Annotated in this window: 12 protein-coding genes; 4 read left to right on the plus strand and 8 right to left on the minus strand. The window is 73.1% G+C overall.

The annotated features are described in order from the left end of the window. Positions 1-18: 18 nt before the first annotated feature. Positions 19-1,146: a YeeE/YedE family protein gene (locus tag HDA30_RS08420; RefSeq protein WP_184241811.1), complete on the plus strand. Its 1,128-nt coding sequence runs from the start codon at positions 19-21 to the stop codon at positions 1,144-1,146. A gap of 49 nt (positions 1,147-1,195) precedes the next feature. Further along, positions 1,196-1,423 carry a sulfurtransferase TusA family protein gene (locus HDA30_RS08425; RefSeq protein ID WP_184241813.1) on the plus strand — a complete coding sequence of 76 codons (228 nt, stop codon included), beginning with the start codon at positions 1,196-1,198 and terminating at the stop codon, positions 1,421-1,423. 138 nt (positions 1,424-1,561) lie between these two features. Here HDA30_RS08425 and HDA30_RS08430 read toward each other — a convergent pair whose 3' ends face one another. From HDA30_RS08430 to HDA30_RS08440, 3 genes are all read right to left on the minus strand, one after another. Next, on the minus strand, positions 1,562-2,578 hold the full coding sequence (locus HDA30_RS08430) for a hemolysin family protein (protein WP_184241815.1): 1,017 nt from the start codon (positions 2,576-2,578) through the stop codon (positions 1,562-1,564). Then, positions 2,578-4,002: a hemolysin family protein gene (locus HDA30_RS08435; RefSeq protein WP_184241817.1), complete on the minus strand. Its 1,425-nt coding sequence runs from the start codon at positions 4,000-4,002 to the stop codon at positions 2,578-2,580. Before HDA30_RS08435 ends, HDA30_RS08430 begins: the two co-directional genes overlap by 1 nt. Positions 4,003-4,158: 156 nt before the next feature. Next, positions 4,159-5,805 (minus strand): amidohydrolase, encoded by a 1,647-nt coding sequence (locus HDA30_RS08440; RefSeq protein ID WP_184241819.1) that lies wholly within the window; start codon positions 5,803-5,805, stop codon positions 4,159-4,161. Between the two features lie 122 nt (positions 5,806-5,927). Between HDA30_RS08440 and HDA30_RS08445 the strand changes: the two genes are divergently transcribed. Then, positions 5,928-7,349 (plus strand): amidase, encoded by a 1,422-nt coding sequence (locus HDA30_RS08445; RefSeq protein WP_184241821.1) that lies wholly within the window; start codon positions 5,928-5,930, stop codon positions 7,347-7,349. 53 nt (positions 7,350-7,402) lie between these two features. On the opposite strand, the gene HDA30_RS08450 is transcribed toward HDA30_RS08445, so the two are convergent. The 4 genes from HDA30_RS08450 to HDA30_RS08465 all read right to left on the minus strand — a co-directional run bounded on the left by HDA30_RS08450 (position 7,403) and on the right by HDA30_RS08465 (position 14,198). Beyond that, positions 7,403-10,819: an ATP-binding protein gene (locus HDA30_RS08450; protein WP_184241823.1), complete on the minus strand. Its 3,417-nt coding sequence runs from the start codon at positions 10,817-10,819 to the stop codon at positions 7,403-7,405. Next, positions 10,816-11,574, minus strand: a complete 759-nt coding sequence (locus HDA30_RS08455; protein ID WP_184241825.1) for a DUF4194 domain-containing protein — start codon at positions 11,572-11,574, stop codon at positions 10,816-10,818. Before HDA30_RS08455 ends, HDA30_RS08450 begins: the two co-directional genes overlap by 4 nt. Further along, the gene (locus tag HDA30_RS08460) at positions 11,571-13,166 is read right to left on the minus strand and encodes a DUF3375 domain-containing protein (RefSeq protein ID WP_184241827.1); all 1,596 of its coding nucleotides are present in this window, start codon (positions 13,164-13,166) and stop codon (positions 11,571-11,573) included. Before HDA30_RS08460 ends, HDA30_RS08455 begins: the two co-directional genes overlap by 4 nt. A 201-nt stretch (positions 13,167-13,367) precedes the next feature. After that, on the minus strand, positions 13,368-14,198 hold the full coding sequence (locus tag HDA30_RS08465; RefSeq protein ID WP_184241829.1) for an SH3 domain-containing protein: 831 nt from the start codon (positions 14,196-14,198) through the stop codon (positions 13,368-13,370). A 248-nt stretch (positions 14,199-14,446) separates the two neighbouring features. On the opposite strand from HDA30_RS08465, the gene HDA30_RS10775 reads away from it, so the two are divergent. After that, complete coding sequence (locus tag HDA30_RS10775) at positions 14,447-16,036, plus strand: YwqG family protein (protein ID WP_184241831.1); 1,590 nt, start codon at positions 14,447-14,449, stop codon at positions 16,034-16,036. A 102-nt stretch (positions 16,037-16,138) separates the two neighbouring features. Here HDA30_RS10775 and HDA30_RS08475 read toward each other — a convergent pair whose 3' ends face one another. Further along, positions 16,139-17,692 (minus strand): alanine/glycine:cation symporter family protein, encoded by a 1,554-nt coding sequence (locus tag HDA30_RS08475; RefSeq protein ID WP_158496216.1) that lies wholly within the window; start codon positions 17,690-17,692, stop codon positions 16,139-16,141. Positions 17,693-17,742 lie beyond the last annotated feature (50 nt).

The raw sequence follows: 17,742 nt of genomic DNA on the forward strand, positions 1-17,742 counted from the left end.
AGCGGGTGTCATGGTCCGATGATCATCACCGGGCTCCTGCTCGGCGCCGTGCTGGGATTCGTGTTCCAGCGCGGGCGCTTCTGCGTCACCGGCGCCTTCCGCGACCTGTTCACCATCCGCTCGAGCCGCTGGTTCACGGCGTTCATGGTGGTCGTCGCCGTGCAGTCGATCGGCGTGTTCGCCCTCGACGCGCTCGGCGTCATCACCCTCGAGTCCCCGACGTTCCCGTGGCTCGGCACGATCCTCGGCGGCCTGATCTTCGGCTTCTCGATCGTGCTGGCCGGCGGCTGCGCGACCGGCACGTACTACCGCGCCGGCGAGGGCCTCGTCGGCTCCTGGTTCGCCCTGATCTTCTACATCGTCGGCGCAGCGGCCTTCCGCAAGGGCCCGCTGGCCCCGACGACGGACGCCGTCCGCTCCGTCGAGACGCACACCGGCACGCTGCCCGCGCTCACGGGCCTGTCTCCGTGGATCTTCGTGGCGCTGCTGTGCCTGGGCGTCGGGCTGGCGGTGCGCCACCACCTGCGCCGTGAGCGGCAGCTGACCACATTCCGCCTGCCCGCCTCGAAGACGGGCCTGGCGCACGTGCTCACCGAGAAGGCGTGGCACCCGTTCGTCACCGCCGTGATCCTCGGCATGCTGGCCATCCTCGCGTGGCCGCTGTCGTGGGCGACGGGCCGCGAGTCCGGGCTCGGCATCACGGGGCCCTCCGCGAACATCGGCGCGTTCCTCGGCACGGGCGACTGGGAGCTCGTCGACTGGGGGGTCATGCTCGTGCTCGGCCTGCTCCTCGGCTCCTTCGTCGCGGCCACGGCCTCCGGTGAGTTCAAGATCCGGGTGCCCGACGCACAGACCACCGTCCGTTCGATCATCGGCGGCGTCGGCATGGGCTGGGGCGCCGCGTGGGCCGGCGGCTGCACGATCGGCAACGCGATGGTCGACACCGCCGCCTTCACCTTCCAGGGCTGGACGGCCCTCGTGTTCATGGTGCTCGGCACCGGCCTGGCCGCGAAGATCTTCATCCTCGGCCACCGGGGCACGGGCGCGACGCCGGCCCCGGCCTCCGGCGCGGACCGCACCTCGGGTGAGGGCACGGCGGCGGATGCCGGAGCGAGCCGCCCCGTGAAGCTCACGCCGATCAGCTGAGCACCCCGTACCCCCAAACCTCGAACCTCGAACCTCAGGAGAGAACCCCATGGCACAGCACCTTCTCGAGACCGACGGCCAGGTCTGCCCCTTCCCGCTCGTCGAGGCGAATCAGGCGATGGATCAGATCCCCAGCGGCGACGAGCTCGTGATCGACTTCGACTGCACCCAGGCCACCGATTCCCTGCCGCGCTGGGCGGCCGAGAACGGCCACGAGGTCACCTCGTTCACCAAGCGCGGCGCCGCGGAGTGGACGATCGTGGTCAAGAAGGCCTGACGAGCCGCAGCGCTGCGGCCGCTGCGCTGGTTCGGCCCGTCGCCCGATGCGTGTACAGCTGTTCCGTTCCCGACCAGGGATTCCTGGAACAGCTGTACACGCATCGCGGGGCCCATGACGCGAGGCGCCGCCCCTGCCTCAGTCGGCCTCGGGCAGGACCGTCCCGAGCACATCGGTCAGGGTCACGACCCCGATGAACCGGCCCCGCTCGGTGACCGCCACGAGCTGCTCACCGGCATCACGGATCTGCGTGAGCGCCTCGTGCAGCACCGTGTCCGACGGCAGCGAGTAGGCCGGGCGGATCAGCTCCCGGATCGGCTCGTGGTCGTCGGCCAGCAGGGTGTCGCGCACATGCACGTAGCCGGGCACGGCGTCCTGCCGTCCCGGTTCATGCACGAGGATGCGCAGGTGGCCGGAGGCGACGGCGGCCTCCTGCACGTCGGCGATCGTCGCGGTCGAGTCCACGGACACCGGGGCGGCGTCCGTGCGCAGCAGGTCGCCCATCGTGGTGCTCTGCAGGTCCAGCGCGCCCTCGATCTGCTCCTGGGCGAGCTCGTCGAGCGCGCCGGAGTCCGCCGAGTGCTCGACGAGCTGGCGGATCGAGTCCACGTCCTGTCCGCCCACGGCCGCCCGCTCGACCGGTTCGACGCCGCTGAGCTTCACCAGCCGGTTGGCCATGGCATTGGCGAACAGCAGCAGTGGCCGCACGAGCCACACGAACGCTCGCGACGGCAGCGCGACGGACTTCGCCGCGAGCTCCGGGTGCGCGATCACCCAGGACTTCGGAGCCATCTCGCCGACGACCAGGTGCAGGAACGTCACCAGCAGCAGCGAGAGCACGAACGAGGCGGTGTCGGCCACACCCCCGGGCACGCCGATCCCGGTCAGCACGGGGCCGAGCCACGCGTCGACGGCGGGCTTCGTGACGGCGCCGAGCGCGAAGGTGCACAGGGTGATGCCCAGCTGCGCGCCGGCGAGCATGACGGTCAGCTCGTCGACGCCGCGCAGGGCGGCCCGGGCGGCGCGGCTCTGCGTGGCCTCGGCCTCGAGTCGGTGCCGACGCACGGCCAACAGGGAGAACTCCATGATCACGAACAGGGCGCTGAGCACGATCAGCGCCAGGGTCGCGAGGATCACGAACACGGGGTTGCCCATCAGCGACCGCCTTCCTTGCCTCGTGCCTCGTCATCTCGTCTCGTGTCTGGTGCCTCGTCACCGGCGTCGTCCTCACGGGGCGTCTCGACGAGGCTGACTCGCACCCGGCCGGGCACGCGGCGGGTCAGCTCGAGCACCTCGACGTCGATCCGACGGTCGTGCACGGTGGCGTCCGCGCCGAAGTCACGTGTGTCCTCGGGCAGGTCCACGGCGACGGTCTGGCCCTGCTGCGGCAGGGCCCGCAGCTGCGCGATCACCAGGCCGGAGACGGTCTCGGCCTCGACCTCGGGCAGCGGGTGGCCCAGCGCGCGCTCGAGCTCGTCGAGGTGCACGTCGCCGGCCATCGTCCAGACGCCGTCGCTCTCGACCTCGAGGTCCGCCCCGGTCTCGTCGTCGTGTTCATCGGAGACGTCACCGACCAACTCCTCCGCGAGGTCCTCGAGGGTGATCACACCGGTGAACCCGCCGTGCTCGTCGATCACGCAGGCCAACTGCTCCTGCGCGCCGGAGAGCTGACGCACGGCGTCGGGCAGGGGCATCAGCGTCGGCACAATGACGGGCTCGCGCATCACCGTGGACACGGGGGCCTGCGGGTCCGCGCCGCGCAGCAGGTCCAGCAGGTGCACGACGCCGAGCGGCTCGTGGTCGCCGGAGACGACGGGGTAGCGGGTGTGGGCCTCAGACATCAGGGAGCGCACCTGGCCGACGGTCGCCTCGGGAGCGACGACGTCCACACGCGAGTGCGGGATCATGGCGTGCTGCACGTCCCGCTCGGGGAAGTCGAGCACCCGGTCGATCAGCATGGACAGATCCGCGGGCAGGGAGCCGGAGTCGCGGGAGTCCAGGACGATGCGGTCCAGGTCCTCGGCGGTGGCGGTGGAGTCCACGTCATGGACCGGCTGAATGCCGACCAGGCGCAGCAGGCCCTCGGAGGACTTGTCGAACACCCAGATCAGCCAGCCGAACAGGCTCAGGTAGATCTGTGTGGGGCGGGCGAGCCAGCGGACCATCGGCTCGGGCTTGGCCACCGCGAGGTTCTTCGGGTACAGCTCGCCGATGATCATCTGCACGACGGTGGCCGCCAGCAGCACGCCGACGGTGGAGACCGCGACGGTCACGCCCGGCGGGATGCCGGTGCCGCCGAGCAACTGCACGAGGGCCGCACCGACCATAGGCTCGGCCACGTAGCCGACGAGCAGGCCGGTGATCGTGATGCCCAGCTGGGCGCCCGAGAGCATGAACGACATGCGCCGGGTGACCTTCACGGCGCTCTGCGCGCCCGCGTCGCCGTCCTTCGCGGCCGCCTGGAGCCTCGTCCGGTCCACGGACATGTAAGAGAACTCCTGGGCGACGAAGAACCCGTTGGCGACGATGATGACCAGGATGACGGCGATGCCGACCAGCAGCATCAGCACGGGGTCCATGCGGGGCGGGGCCTCCTGAGGCAATGGGAAGAACGAACCGCGTCAGGATACCGGAGCGCGGGATCCGGCCTGATCAGACCCCGACTCAGACCCCGACTCAGACGCCGGCTCAGGCCCCTGGCCTGGCCCTCGATCCCGCCTGGCCAGCCCCGCCGGTCATGCCCGAGCGTCGAGCAGGTGCTCGCCGTGCACGAGCCGACCGCCGACGGCCGTCGCGAGCACCTCGATCGCACCGATTCGGTCGCTGGACACCTCGCGCGGGTCGTCGCTGAGCACCACGAAATCCGCGAGCTGCCCCGCGACGAGCCGGCCCTTGCGAGCCTCCCAACCGGTGGCCTGCGCCGAGCCGACCGTGTAGGCGCGCAGGGCCTGCTCCACCGTGATCCGCTCGTGCGCGCCGTACACCTGGCCGGTCTCGGTCAGCCGGAGCACGAAGTCCTGGATCACGTCGAGCGGACGGCCGCCGGCGACGGGGCGGTCGGAGCTGCCCGGCAGCACCATGCCGGCGCGCAGCAGCCGCCCGGCCGGGTAGGACAGCTTCTTGCGCTCGGGGCCGATGCGGTCCTCGACGGAGTCGCCGAACGCGGAGATGAAGTTCGGCTGCACCGCCATGACGACCTCCAGCTCGGCCATCCTGGCGATCTGGTCGTCCCGGACGACGCCGCCGTGCTCCACGCGGTGCGGCATGGCCGGTCGCCCGTACCGCTCCCGGGCCTCGGCGATCACCTCGAGGGAGAAGTCGAGGGCCGCGTCGCCGATCGCGTGCATCGCCAGGCTCCACCCGGCGGCCGCGGCCGCCAGCGAGGTGCGGCGCATCTCCCCCGGGTCCTGCTGCAGGTAGCCGGCCTCGCCGGCGCAGTGATGGTAGTCCTCGGTCATCGCGGCGGTCGCCCCGAGCATCGAACCGTCGGTGAACACCTTCGTCGGGCCGATCTGCAGCCACTCATCGCCCACGCCGGTGCGCACGCCGGCATCGAGGGTGGTCAGGACGCCGTCGTCGGCGTGGCCCTCGACGGGGTGCAGGGCGTCGAGGGTGACCATCGTCTGGAAGCGGGTCTTCAGATGCCCGGCGGCGCGGGCCCGCTGGTAGGCGGCGAACTCGAGGGGACTGTGGCCGATCCAGCCGCCGGCGATGCCCGCGTCGGTCACGGAGGTGATGCCCTCGGCGGCGTACTCGGCGGACGCGCGACGCAGGCATTCGCCGATGTGCTCCTGGGACTCGGGCTGCATGAGCCGCTGCACCAGGGACATCGCGGTCTCCTCGACCAGCCCGGTGGGCCGACCGCCGCCGTCGACGTGGATGCGCCCGCCCTCGGGCTGCTGCGCGACGCCCTCGGACATGCCGATCATCTGCAGCACCGAGCCAGAGACGGTGAACGCGTGGCCCGTGTTGTGGCGGATGACGACCGGGCGGCCGCGGGCGGCGGCGTCGAGGCCGTCGCGGTCGGGCTCGCGGGTGGTCAGGTGGCCGGGATCGTAGCCGGCGCATGTGATCCATGCGCCGGGGGTCAGCTCGTCGGCGCGCTCACGCACCAGGTCGTAGATCTGCTCGTCGGTGGTGGCGTCCTCGAGGTCCACGTCGAGGCGGCTCTGCCCGAACCACACGCTGTGCGCGTGGGCGTCGTTGAACCCGGCGTGCACGAGCGTGCCGCGGGCGTCGAGCCGGTGGCGGGTGGCGAGGCCGTCGAGCTGCTCGTCCACGCCGACCACCAGGCCCTGCCACACCCCCAGCCGGGAGGCGGCGGGGCGGGCGGGGTCGCCCGTGACGACGCGGGCGTTCTCGACGATGAGGTCGAGCTGCATGGCGGTCCTCCTGGGTGGGGTGTGTTCGGAGCCGAGGCGGCGGCGCCCGCGCGCCAGAAGGAGCCCGGGCGGCGGCCTCGCCAGCCGAGCGTAGCCCGGGCAGCCCGCCTACGCTGGGGCGCATGACCCCGACCACCTCGAACGTCCCGACCACGCCGAACCCGCTGCTCGCCCCCGCCGGCGCTCCGACCGCCGTGCAGCTCTCCGCCGATGTGCGCGCTGGCCGGCGCACCGCCGTCGAGGTCGTGGAGGCGAGCCTGGCCCGCATCGCCAAGGTGAACCCGACGCTGCGTGCGTTCACCGTGGTGACGGCCGAGTCCGCCCGGGCCGAGGCGGCCGCCGTCGACGCCCTGGCCCCGGCCGAGCGCGGACCGCTGGCGGGGGTGCCGGTGGCGATCAAGGTGGAGTCGGACGTCGCCGGGCACGTGACGACCTACGGCGGGCGCGGCTTCTCGACCCCCGCCACCGAGGACGCCGAGGTGGTGCGGCGGCTGCGGGCGGCCGGGGCGGTCGTCGTGGGGCTGACGGCGATGCCGGAGTTCGGGCAGTTCCCGTTCACGGAGTCCGCGGCGCACGGCACCGTGGTGAACCCGGCGGCCCGGTTGCGCACGCCGGGCGGCTCGAGCGGCGGGACGGCCGCGGCGGTCGCCTCGGGGTGCGTGCCGGTGGCGCTCGGCGGGGACGGCGGCGGGTCGATCCGCATCCCCGCGGCCGCGTGCGGGCTGTTCGGGCTGAAGCCGACGCGCGGGCGCACGAGCGCGGCGCCGCAGGCGGACCTGTGGGGCGCGCTCGGTGTGAAGGGCCCGTTGACGCGCACCCCGGAGGACTCGGCGCTGGTGTACGACGTGATCCGCGGGACCGTCGCCGCCGACCGCTGGTCCGCGGCGGACCCGGCCCGGCCCTATGCCGAGGCGATCGCCGAGCGGGGGCCGCGGCGAGTGGCGTGGCTGACGCAGCCGCCGCGGGGCCCGGTGCGGGTGGACGACGAGGTCGTGGCCGCGGTGGAGGCGACGGCGGACCGGCTGGCCGCGGCCGGGCACGAGGTGGTCGCGGCTCAGGGGCGGTTCCCGGACGTGCAGACCTCGTTCGTGCCGCAGTTCTTCGCCTCGCTGCGGGCGTGCGTGGCCGGCGCGGAGCATCCCGAGCGGCTCGAGGCCCGCACGCGGCAGACCGCCCGGATGGGCGCGTGGGCGACCGCCTCCGTGCAGCGGCGGGCCGAGGCCGCCGGCGAGCGCATGAGGCAGCGGTTCCGGCAGCGGTTCGCCGGGTTCGACGCGGTCCTCTCCCCCACCCTGGCGTGCCTGCCGCCCGAGCTCGGGCGGCTCGACGGTGTCTCGAACGTGCGCGGGCTGGTGCGGGCCCTGCCGATGATCGCGTTCACGACCCACGCGAACGTCACCGGGCTGCCGGCCGCGTCTCTGCCGGCGGCGCCCTCGCGGGAGGGCCTGCCGATCGGCGTGCAGCTCACGGGCCTGGACGACGACGAGGGCGTCCTGCTGGCGCTGGCCGCGGAGCTGATGGCGGGGTCGACGCCGGCGAGCTGAAGCGGGCAGCCCGGCCGCCGACGAGGGCTGAGCCGCACCGCGTCCGACCCGGTTCAGCCCTCGGCCACCGCGACCTTGAGCCGCGCGTGCGAGCGGCCCGTCGTGTCCTTGAGGATGTCGTACTCGACGTCCACGTGCGGCTCGATCGCGCTGTACTTGTCGTTCGGGGCGCCGATCACGAGCTGGAAGCCGAGCCCTCGCCACGCGCCGATCGCCCGCTGCGTGAAGTGGGCGTCGGCCTTGATCATCGCCTCGTCGAGGAACACCGGCGCGTACCGGGGGCGCGCCGCGTCGGCGTCGCCGAGCTGGTAGCGCAGGGCGGCCCCGACGATGAACGCCACGAGCTCCTGCGACTCTCCGCCGGACTTCTCCCCGATGTGGTCGTACAGGGCGACGTGCTCGCCGGTGGGGGCGTGGATCTTCTCGGCACTCACCCGCACGTGGGTGCGCACGTCCACCAGCTCCGTGGTCTCCGGGGACTCGGGGCGGATGCGCTCGATCAGCCGGGCCATGCGCGCGTAGGCGGCCTCCCGGTCCTCGTCGGTGGTGGCCGCGTCGATCAGTGCCCGCACGTCCCGCAGCTCCCGACGGAAGCGGCTGCGCGCCTGCGACCGGGTCTCCTGGGCGCTGATGCGCAGGCGGTGCGCGTCGTCGTAGAACGGCAGGTCGGCCATGATCGCGTTGATCGGCTCGATGCGCTCGCGGATCTCCCGCAGCGACCGGCTCAGCGTGGAGTCCAGGTTCGTCAGGTCGTTGCCGGAGAGGGTCAGCAGGTTGTCCCGCCACTGGGCCTCGAGCTCGTGCAGCCCCTCGGTCTCGAGCTCGTCGAGGATCCGCTCGAAGTCGCCGACCGAGGAGTCCGGGTCCGCGCGCAGGTTCGGGTTCGGCCACCACTCCAGGAAGCCCTCGAGGGTGCGGCGCAGCACGGCCCGGTTCTGCTCGAGCGCGGCCTGCGCGGCGGACTGGTCGTCGGCCACACGGCGCGCGGCCAGGCGCATGCCCTCGTCGAAGCGGGCGAGCGCCTCGCGCGGGTCCTCCGGCTCCGCCGCGTCGTCGGCCGCGGTGTCGGTGTCGGTGGCGGCTACGTCCGCAGCGGCGTCGTCGCGGTCCACGCGCTCGGCCAGGTAGGCGGCCTGCTCGCCCGAGAGGGCCCGGCCGGCCCGCTCGGCCGCGTCGAGCACGTCCTGGGCCGCGTCCACCTGGTCGCCGACCCGCTCCCACTCCTCGGCGAGCCGGCGCCCCTGCTCCTCAGCGACGACGGCCTCGCGCTGCAGCCGGTCCTCCCGGGCGCGGTGCTCGGCGATCTGCTCGCGCAGCCGCCCCAGCTCCGGCGTGCCCTCGGCGAGCTCCTCGACGGTCTGCGCCCAGCGGTCCCGGTCTCGCTCGGCGCCGGGCACGTCGAGCTGCGCCCAGTCCAGCTCGAGCACGTGCTCGAGCGCGGCCCGACGCTCGGCGTCCTCGGCGAGGGCGCGCTTGGTGCGCTCGGTCTCGGCGAGCGCCTGCTCGACGCCGGTGCGCGCCCGCTCGATCCGCTCGTCGAGCTCGGCGATCCGGTGGCGGTTGGAGAAGCCCAGCACGTTGCGTCCCGCGTCGCCGCCGACGGCACCGCGCCGCCCCTCGGCGGTCTGGCCGCGGATCGTCAGGGCCCGGGGATGGTCGGCCAGCTCGCGCGGCGAGTCGACGCACACGTGTCCGAACCGCCGGCTCAGGTGCTCCTGCAGGGCCCCGGTGAACTCGGTGTCCCGGTAGTCCAGGCGCCCGGGCAGGGTGGCTCGGTCAAGGTCCCCGGCGGCGGGCAGGCCCGTCGTGACGCCCTCGAGGTGGATGCGGTGGCGCACCCCGGCCTCGTCGGCGGCGGCGCGCAGCCGGTCGAGGTCGTCCTCGTCCAGCAGCACGGTCGTCGCGAAGCCGCCGAGCGCCAGGTTGAACGCGGGCCGCCACGGGGCGAACTCGGTCTTCACCTCCACGAGCTCGCCGACGAACGGCAGCCGGTCCGGTTCGATGCCGGCCGCCTGGGCCAGCCGCTCGCGGGCCTCGTGCAGCGCCGGCGGGATGTTGTCCTGCCGCTGACGCGCCTGCGAGCGCTCGGCCTCGAGGCCGGAGAGCTCCTCCTGCGCCTGCTTCAGAGCGATGCGGGCGGCCGTGTGCGCGTCGAAGCCGCGCTCCCGCCCGTCGGCGTCGTCAAGCTCAGCGTGCGCCCGCTCGGCGAGCGCGGTCAGAGCCTCCCGGTCGGACAGGGCCGGGTCGACGACGTCGGCGCCGAGCACGGCGAGGCGGCGGCGCGCCTGCTCGCACCGTCGGCGGGCCTCGTCGACGCGGCGGCCGGCCAGCTCGTGCTCCCGCTCGGCGTGGGAGAGACGGTCGCCGCCGGAGGTGCGCGCCACCTCTTCGAGCCCCTGACGGGTGTCCTGGGCCTGGCGCAGCTCGGCCCGGTGCTGGCGGGCGGTCGCGTCCGCGGCGTGGCTGAGCCCGCGCAGGTGCGCCTCGACGCGGCGCAGCAGGTCGAGCCGTCGCTGCGCACCCCACAGGCTCGCCAGCGAGTCCGGGGCCGAGAACGAACCGATCTGACCGATCAGGCGCAGCCGGTCGGCGGCCTGTTCGATGCGCCCGCGCAGTTCGCGCACGGGCCGGAGCATGCGCACCTGCTGCTGCGCGGTCTCCATGCGCCGGCGGGTGCCCTCGAGCTCGTCGAAGTGCTCGACGACGGCCTGGGCGGTGGCCAGGGTGGCGGGGACCTCAAGCACAAAGTCCTTGTAGAGCCGGTCAACCGTGGAGATCGGCTGCCCGGCCTGGATCTTGGCCAGCAGCTGCATCGCGTGCTCGCCGGCACCGGCAGCCCCGATGCCGAGCACCGCGTGCACGCGCGCCCAGAACTCGTGGTCGGTGGACAGGGTCGTCAGGCCCAGGGCGCGGACGGCGGAGTCCGCGAGCCGCCGCTGAGCGGCCTGCTCGAGCTCGGCGAGGTCAAACGCGCCCTCGCACACCGCACGGACCTTCACGGTCTCCTCCAGGCGCGTCGCCCCGGCGGGGAGGTACCACGCGCGCACGGCGGTGAACCGGGAGCCGTCGTGGTCCCGCCACGTCATGCCGATCGCCGTCCAGGTGTCCTGCCCGTCGCCGCGCAGCACGCTCATGCGGGTGCCGTCGGCGGTGCGGGACTCGTCGATCTTGCCGCGGCCGTAGGAGAGGATGTTGCGCTGGTCCTCGCCGCGCGGCCGTCCGGTGACGCCGCCGTTGGAGGCGCCGTTGAACGGGGTGCGGTGGGGCATCATCAGCGCGATGTACGCGTCCATGAGCGTCGACTTGCCCGAACCCGAGCCGCCGCACAGCAGCGTCGCGTCCGGGGAGAAGCGGATGCGGTGGGCGCCGTCGTAGCCGCCCCAGTTCACCAGCTGCAGGTGCTCGGCCGTCCACTGCTCGCCGCGCGAGGCCGTCGGGATGAGCCCGAACAGCGTGTCCTCCATGCTCATCGTGCGTCCTCCTCGTCGATGTCGGCGTCGGCCTCGTCATGATCGGCGTCCGCCTCGTCGCCGGCGAGCGCCTCGTCGGCCGCCTGCTCGCGCAGCCACTGCTCGAGCTCGCGCAGCCGCTCCGCGCTGAGCACGATCTCCACGAGCGGGGTGATCCGGTAGCGCTGGGGCGAGTCGAGGACGACGACGCCCTCGTGGGTCAGGCGGTTCAGGGCGGTGTGCACGGCGCGCTGGCGGCGCGCCACGTCCCCGTCGTCGCGGGAGAAGTAGCTGAGCACGGTCTGCTCGATCTCCTCCAGGTCGACGCGCGCGGCCGCCTCCCCCGCGGTGATCTCCCGCTGGTAGACGCCGCGCAGGTAGACGAGCACGAGGGTCTCAGCGCGCGTGTAGGCCTCGTCCTTGAGCAGGATCGGCACGTCGAGCTCGTCGGAGCGGACCTGCTGTTTGTAGGCGAGACCGCGGTCGTGGTCCACGACGAGCCGGACGAACAGCTCGTGCAGGCGGGACTCGATCGCCTCGCGGTGCTCGAGCAGCACGGCCCAGTCCTGGCGGTGCTGCTCGGCGTCGAGGTGCCGGCGCTGCAGCAGGCGCACGAGCACGCGGCGCACGTGCGGGGCGAGCGCGCCCCGGTCGCCAGGGAAGCACGCATCCTCAGGGTCAGCCTCGAGCGGCTCGGCGGAGACGAAGGCGTCGTCGGCGGGCGCCCCGTCGCGCTCCTGCTGCGCCTCGTCGTGCTCATGCGGGGTCTCGGTCACGGTGCCACGTCCTCGGTCGGGTCGGTGTGCGAAGTCTGAGCGGGGTCTGCGGTCGGGGCCGCGTCGTCGGCCGCCCGGTCGGCCGTCCCGTCGTCGGCTCTCCCCTCGTCACGGCGGGTGTGCACCGTGAGCGACTGGAAGGCGAAGCGGCGGCGGCTCCCGTCGGGGCGGCGGGTCTCGACGATCGAAACCTCCTGCCCATCGGCCATGCCGTTGCGGTGGGCGAGCTCGAGCAGGCCCAGCAGGTCGGCCGGGCGGCGGACCTCGTCGGCCGCGGACTCGAACGCGGCGGCCAGGTCCACCTGCTCGGCGTCGAATGCGGCGAGGTGCTCTTCGAGCTGGCGGTAGTGCGGGCCGCCCCAGGCGCGGGTGTCCGCGTCGACGAACCGTGCGTCGGCGTCGTCGGCGCGCAGGGGCGCGGGCCGGCCCGGCGGGCGGGGGTCCTTCACGCTCTGGCGCAGGTTCCCGACCGCGGCGACGGGGAAGGTGCGCAGCGGCTCGACGGGGTCCGCGGCGGCGCCGTCGGTGTCCTGCGTCCACCGCTGCAGGCCGGTCATGACGCGGCGCAGCAGGTCGTCCACCTCCCGGTCGCGCGCCGGGTCGTGGGTGCGCACCTGGGCGGTGATCACGTGGGAGGCGCGGCGCTGCGCGGCGAGCACCTGGTCCACCCCGTGCTCGACGCGGCGGGCGACGGCGGCCAGCTCGCCGCGCTGCTCGTCGCTGAGCAGGCGCACGAACGGCAGGGCCAGCACCGCGTCGATCTGCCCGGTGAGCCGGTCGATCTGCTCGGGGTCGCCGATCATCCGCAGCGCCCCGACGAACGCGCGACCCTCCGGGGTGGCCTCCATGATCTGATCGGCCTGCTCGAGGTAGGCGCGCAGCACGGCTCCGGCAGGGCTGTCGTCGGCCCGCAGCCGGGTGACGACCTCGCGCTGATTGCGGGTGATCGACTCGGCCACCCGGGCGAAGTCCGCGGGCAGCTCGCGGGCCAGGTGCAGAACGTTCTCCGCCTCCTCGCGCAGCTGCTCCTCACCGACGCCCGTCCCGTCGGCCTCGCCCCGCCGGTCGCCGGCCCGCAGCCGGGCGATCCGTGCGTCGAGAGCGTCGCGCTCGGCCTCCAGGCGCTCGATGCGCCGCGCCGGGTCCGGCTCGGCGTCCTGCGCGAGCTGGTCGATCGAGTCCAGCAGGGTGCGCACGCGCGAGCCCGAGACCTTCGCGCGCCCGACGCCGGTGCGGCCGGCCACCTCGAGCGCGTCGACAGCCTGCGCGGAGAGCCGGTAGGACTCGACCCCGTCGTCGATCTGGGTGACGAGCCAGCCGCGCTGCGTCCATCGGCGGCACACGTCGCGGCCGGTGCCGGCGGGCAGCCCGCGCTCGTCGTCGTCATGGCCGGCGGCGCGCAGCCGCTCCAGCATGGCTTCCACCTCGACGTGCGCGTCCGCGACCGCCACCGCGGTCCGCTCCGAGGTGAACATGACGCCGAGGGCGGCCACCACGAACGGGGCGTGACGGCCGTGCAGCAGACCGAGCGTGGGCCCGGAGAAGGCCGACGACGCCCGCTGATAGGCCCCCTCGATGCGCATGGTGTCCATGGCGGACCAACCTATCGGGTGGCCGGGAGACGTTCCGGCCGAGGGTGGCGTGCGCCATGCGGCGGCGCCATCGACGGCGGACGGCAATGGCGGGCGACACCGGACAGCGAGCGACAGACGGCCCCCGGCCGGTCGCCGACGCGACCGGCCCGGGGCCGTGAGGACGCGCACCCCCGGGGGGTCAGGGCGCGACGCGGAGGATCACCAGCCGTTCAGGCGGTAGGCGTGCTGGTTCCAGAAGTCGGCGCCCCACGTGGCGGTGCGCTCGGTGGCACCGACGCCGCCGGCCTGCTCGATGGTGTGGAACGTGGTCTTGGACTCGTCGGTCCAGCCGTTGAAGATCACGACGTGCCCGTTCGCGCCCGCGCTGCCGGGGCCGAGGTTGCCGACGATGTCGCCGGGCTGCAGGTCGTTCTTGTCGATCTCGTGGAACTTCTCGGGCAGGTTCACGGTCGAGTAGCTCTGGTCGCGCAGGTTGTAGGCCATCGCGATCATGCCGGAGCAGTCCGTGCGGAACTGGTACCCGTCCGCGTCCGGGCCGGGCGCGTAGGCCTCCATCGAGTAGGGCAGGCCCTGCTGCACCCAGTGCCGGCCGCGGTCGAGCACCTGCTGCCGGTCGGCGCTGATGCCCGGCTCCGGTGCCGGGGTCGGCGCCGGGGCCTCACCCTCGCCGCACGCGACGAGGCCGTTCGCGTCGAGGATGGTCAGGTAGGCGCGGGAGACGTACCCGGTCTGACCGTCGTGGGTGACCTTGCCCCACTGGTCGGTCGAGTAGGTGCCGTCGATGTGCTCACCGGCAGCCTGGCACTGGACGTCGACGGCGGCGCCGGACGGGATGGTCGCGAGCACGGCGGAGCCGGTGTTGGTCTCCGCGCGAACGCTGAGGTCCGCAGTGGCGGTGCCCTCGGCGGCCGACGCGGCCGGGGCGGCAGCCAGGCCGAGACCGGCGACGGCCAGCAGCGCGGCCGAGGCGCCGAGCGTGCGGCGGACGGGGGTCTGAGCAGGGGTCTGTGCAGTGGTCTCGACGGTCATGGCAGTCATCTCCTCACGAGCACGGGGGTGCTCACGAACGCTTCGCTGTTCACATGGTTCGGTCATGCCGTGCACTGGCGGAACCCAAGCTATGAGGGCACTGGAAGGGGAATGAAGCCTCGAGAAGCATGGGATCGGCTGGCAATCGCCTCACTGTTCCATGGGCACTCCAGCCGTCGGACCTCGAGCCGCGTCTCCGGCCGTGCTCACCTCTGGCCTGGCGGCGGGGCGTGGCTCACAGTGGTGTCGTGAGCTTCCTTAACCGTCTGTTGCGCCGTCGGGCCGACCGCACCGCGTGGACACCCTGCCCGCCCGATATGTCCGCCTATCTGCTCGCCGTGCTCGATCGCGTCGTGGACCTGAGCACCGCCCCGGACTGGGCGTATCTCGTGCGCCTCGAGCCGCGCCCCGAGGGCCCCGTCGCCCTGCTCATCCGCCCGGACGACGCGAGCGCTCGGGAACCGGGCTCCCCGGAGCAGGTCCCCGCGCTGACGATGCAGGCCCGGTTCGGCGAGGCGGCCGAGGCGCTGCGCGTCGACCGCCACAGCTGGCACCGCGTGGCGAACGCCCTGGACCGGCGCCCGGACGCCCCGGCCGCCTCGCATAAGCTCAACGACCACTGGGCAGGCTCGTCGGCCGCCCGGATCTCCTGGCTGCTGCACCAGCACCGGACGCAGCGCCACCCTCTCGACGTCGGCCGCCCCGAGGCCGCCGCGCTCGTGACCGAACCGCGGCCAGACGTGGTCCAGAGCGCCGGCGTCCCGCTGTCCCCGCCCTCGGCCACCGACGCCCTGCTGCTGGCCGCCGCACTCCACCAGGAGGACGAGGACCTCACCACGACGCTGTGGCGCGCCGGCGCCGACGGCATGCGCTCGGTACCCGGCTCCCTCGGCCTGCTGCTGCACGAGTACGCCGGAGAGTGGATCCTCGCGACGATGCTCGACGGGCCAGAGGACTACAGGACCGTGTCCGCGGCGTTCACCGCCCAGTCGTCCGTGGCCACCGTCGACGACGAGCACGGCGGTCAGCGCCTCGTGCCGATCTCCCAACTCGAGGCACGCACCGGCGTGAACCTCATCGGGTGGCTTGCCGAGCAGGCGCAGGACTTCAGCGCCGCCCACACCGAGGGGACGTCCGAGGAGGACATGGGCCAGGCCGACCCCGCGCCTCTCTCGTTGCCGGGGCTGCGCGTCAGCCTGACCCCCGGCACGAACCTGCCGCTGACGACGAGCAAGGTCGGCGGCCCGCCGTACCTGCCGCCCGGGCAGCAGCCGCCGACGGCCCCGGACGGCACGCAGATGGCGTTCCTCGCGCAGATCCGCTGCGAGGAGGCGTCGGCCACGCCGGTGCTCCCCGAGCGCGGCCTGCTGCAGTTCTGGCACGCGATCGACATCCTCTGCGGACTGGAACGCGAGGGCGGGGGCGCGGTGACCTACCACCCGGACGTCGACGAGACCGTCACGGCCGCCGACGTCGCCGACCGGTACACGGTGGACCCGACCGACCTCGAGGACAACTCGCCGCTCGAGACCAGCTGGGACCGCGAGCGGCAAGGGTACGTGCCGACGGAGGCGTCCATGAGCTTCGTCCCCGGCGACGACGGCTCGGTCCCCGACTTCCCGTACCACCGCGTGGGCGGGCGCTCCGTGTTCACCCAGTGGGATCCGCGGCTGGAATCCGAGTCGGAGGCCGATTACACGGTGCAGCTGCTGCAGCTGGACTCCGACTCACCCACGCTGATGTGGGGCGATTCCGGTGTCGGTCACTTCTACGTGACCGAAGAGCAGGCCCGGAACCGCGACTACTCCCGTCCCCTCTACCACTGGGACTGCATGTGAGCCTTCTGGACCGACTGCTCGGACGTGGCGCACCCGCACCGCGCCGGGTGCCCGGACCGCGGCGCAGCGCCGATCCCGCGCGGCTCGCGGAGATGACCGCCGTCAGTCCTGCCGCCGCATCTCCGGTGTGATCACCGGCATCTCACGGGTGTCCGGGGCATGGTCGGCGACGTGGTCCATCGCGGCGTCGGCGTCACCGGTGCGGCGGTACTCGGCGTGGATCTGCGACCACAGCGGCGCGTTCTCGATGCCGAGCACGGCCGGGTCGAACACCGGGTCCTCGCCGGCCTTGCGCTGCCGGTCGTAGTCCTTGACCAGCTTGATGGCCATGCCGGAGAGCAGCACGAGGGCGAGGATGTTCACCCACGTGTACAGGCCGACGCCGAGGTCAGCGAGCCCCCACGAGAACGCGGAGGTCTGCGTCGCACCGAACACCATGGAACAGGCCAACAGCAGGCGGGCGAGCGTGATCGCCACGCCCTGCACCGTCAGGTTCGGGATCAGGTAGGCGAGGTTCGTCTCCGCGTAGAACGCGAAGGAGAGCAGCGTGGTGAACGCGAACAGGAACACGGCGACGGCGACCATCGGCGGGCCGAAGTGCGGCAGCACCGAGTCGATCGCGATCTGCGTGAACGCCGGCCCCTCCTCCACGCCGGGCAGGTGGGTGACGATGGGCGTCTTCTCGTCGGGTCCGACGACGTTGAAGCTGTTCGTCGCGAGGATCATCAGGCCGGTGACGGTGCAGACGAACAGCGTGTCGATGTACGCGGAGAAGCCCTGGGCCAGGCCCTGCTTCACCGGGTGGGAGACGTTCGCGGCGGCCGAGGCCTGGGCGCCGGAACCGGTACCGATCTCCGTCGAGTAGATCGCGCGGCGCACGCCCCAGGAGATGGCCGCGCCGAGCATGCCGGCATAGGCGGACTCCGCGGCGAAGGCCGAGGAGAAGATCAGCCCGAACATGGCCGGCACCTGCTGCCACATGATGGCCACCACGAGCACGCCCACCAGGATGTAGGCGGCCGCCATGACCGTGACGACGTAGCCGGCGACCCGGCCGACGCGGTGCATGCCGCCGAACACGACGACGCAGAACAGCACGGCCATGCCGATGCCGACCCACAGCGGGTCCAGGCCCCATGCCTCGGTCGTCGCGGCGGTGACGGCGTTGGCCTGGATCTGCGGACCCGTCAGGGTGGTGGCGAAGACGGTGGCGGCGGCGTAGGCGACGGCGAGCCACCGCCAGTGCCGGCCGAGCCCCTCAAGGATGTAGTAGGCGGGGCCGCCGCGGTACTCGCCGCCGACCTTGTGCTTGTACAGCTGCGCCAGGGAGCTCTCCGCGATGGCCACGGGGGCGCCGAGGATCGCGGTGATCCACATCCAGAACAGGGCGCCGGGGCCGCCGAGATGGATGGCGACGGCCACGCCGGCGATGTTCGCCACGCCGATGCGGCCGCCCAGCGCCATCGAGAAGGACTGGAACGAGCTGATGCCGGCGCTGGAGGTGCCGCCGTGGAAGAGCTGGCCGACCATGTCCCGGATCAGGCGCAGCTGCGGGGCGCCCATGCGGATCGTGAAGTACACGCCGATGAGCAGCAGGATGACGACCATGGGAAGGCTCCACATGATCGAGTTGACTTTCGAGACGAAGGTCTCCATGAGGGTCTCCCGATCGCGAATTGTTGCTGTGACTATACGCATATCCGGGC

This window comes from Micrococcus cohnii (genome assembly GCF_014205175.1).
Classification (GTDB): domain Bacteria; phylum Actinomycetota; class Actinomycetes; order Actinomycetales; family Micrococcaceae; genus Micrococcus; species Micrococcus cohnii.

What these genes read in the sequence shown, in the direction of transcription:
- HDA30_RS08420 (WP_184241811.1), top strand. Translation starts at nt 19, where the DNA reads ATGATCATCACCGGGCTCCTGCTCGGCGCCGTGCTGGGATTCGTGTTC.
- HDA30_RS08425 (WP_184241813.1), top strand. Translation starts at nt 1,196, where the DNA reads ATGGCACAGCACCTTCTCGAGACCGACGGCCAGGTCTGCCCCTTCCCG.
- HDA30_RS08430 (WP_184241815.1), bottom strand. Translation starts at nt 2,578, where the DNA reads ATGGGCAACCCCGTGTTCGTGATCCTCGCGACCCTGGCGCTGATCGTG.
- HDA30_RS08435 (WP_184241817.1), bottom strand. Translation starts at nt 4,002, where the DNA reads ATGGACCCCGTGCTGATGCTGCTGGTCGGCATCGCCGTCATCCTGGTC.
- HDA30_RS08440 (WP_184241819.1), bottom strand. Translation starts at nt 5,805, where the DNA reads ATGCAGCTCGACCTCATCGTCGAGAACGCCCGCGTCGTCACGGGCGAC.
- HDA30_RS08445 (WP_184241821.1), top strand. Translation starts at nt 5,928, where the DNA reads ATGACCCCGACCACCTCGAACGTCCCGACCACGCCGAACCCGCTGCTC.
- HDA30_RS08450 (WP_184241823.1), bottom strand. Translation starts at nt 10,819, where the DNA reads ATGAGCATGGAGGACACGCTGTTCGGGCTCATCCCGACGGCCTCGCGC.
- HDA30_RS08460 (WP_184241827.1), bottom strand. Translation starts at nt 13,166, where the DNA reads ATGGACACCATGCGCATCGAGGGGGCCTATCAGCGGGCGTCGTCGGCC.
- HDA30_RS08465 (WP_184241829.1), bottom strand. Translation starts at nt 14,198, where the DNA reads ATGACCGTCGAGACCACTGCACAGACCCCTGCTCAGACCCCCGTCCGC.
- HDA30_RS08475 (WP_158496216.1), bottom strand. Translation starts at nt 17,692, where the DNA reads ATGGAGACCTTCGTCTCGAAAGTCAACTCGATCATGTGGAGCCTTCCC.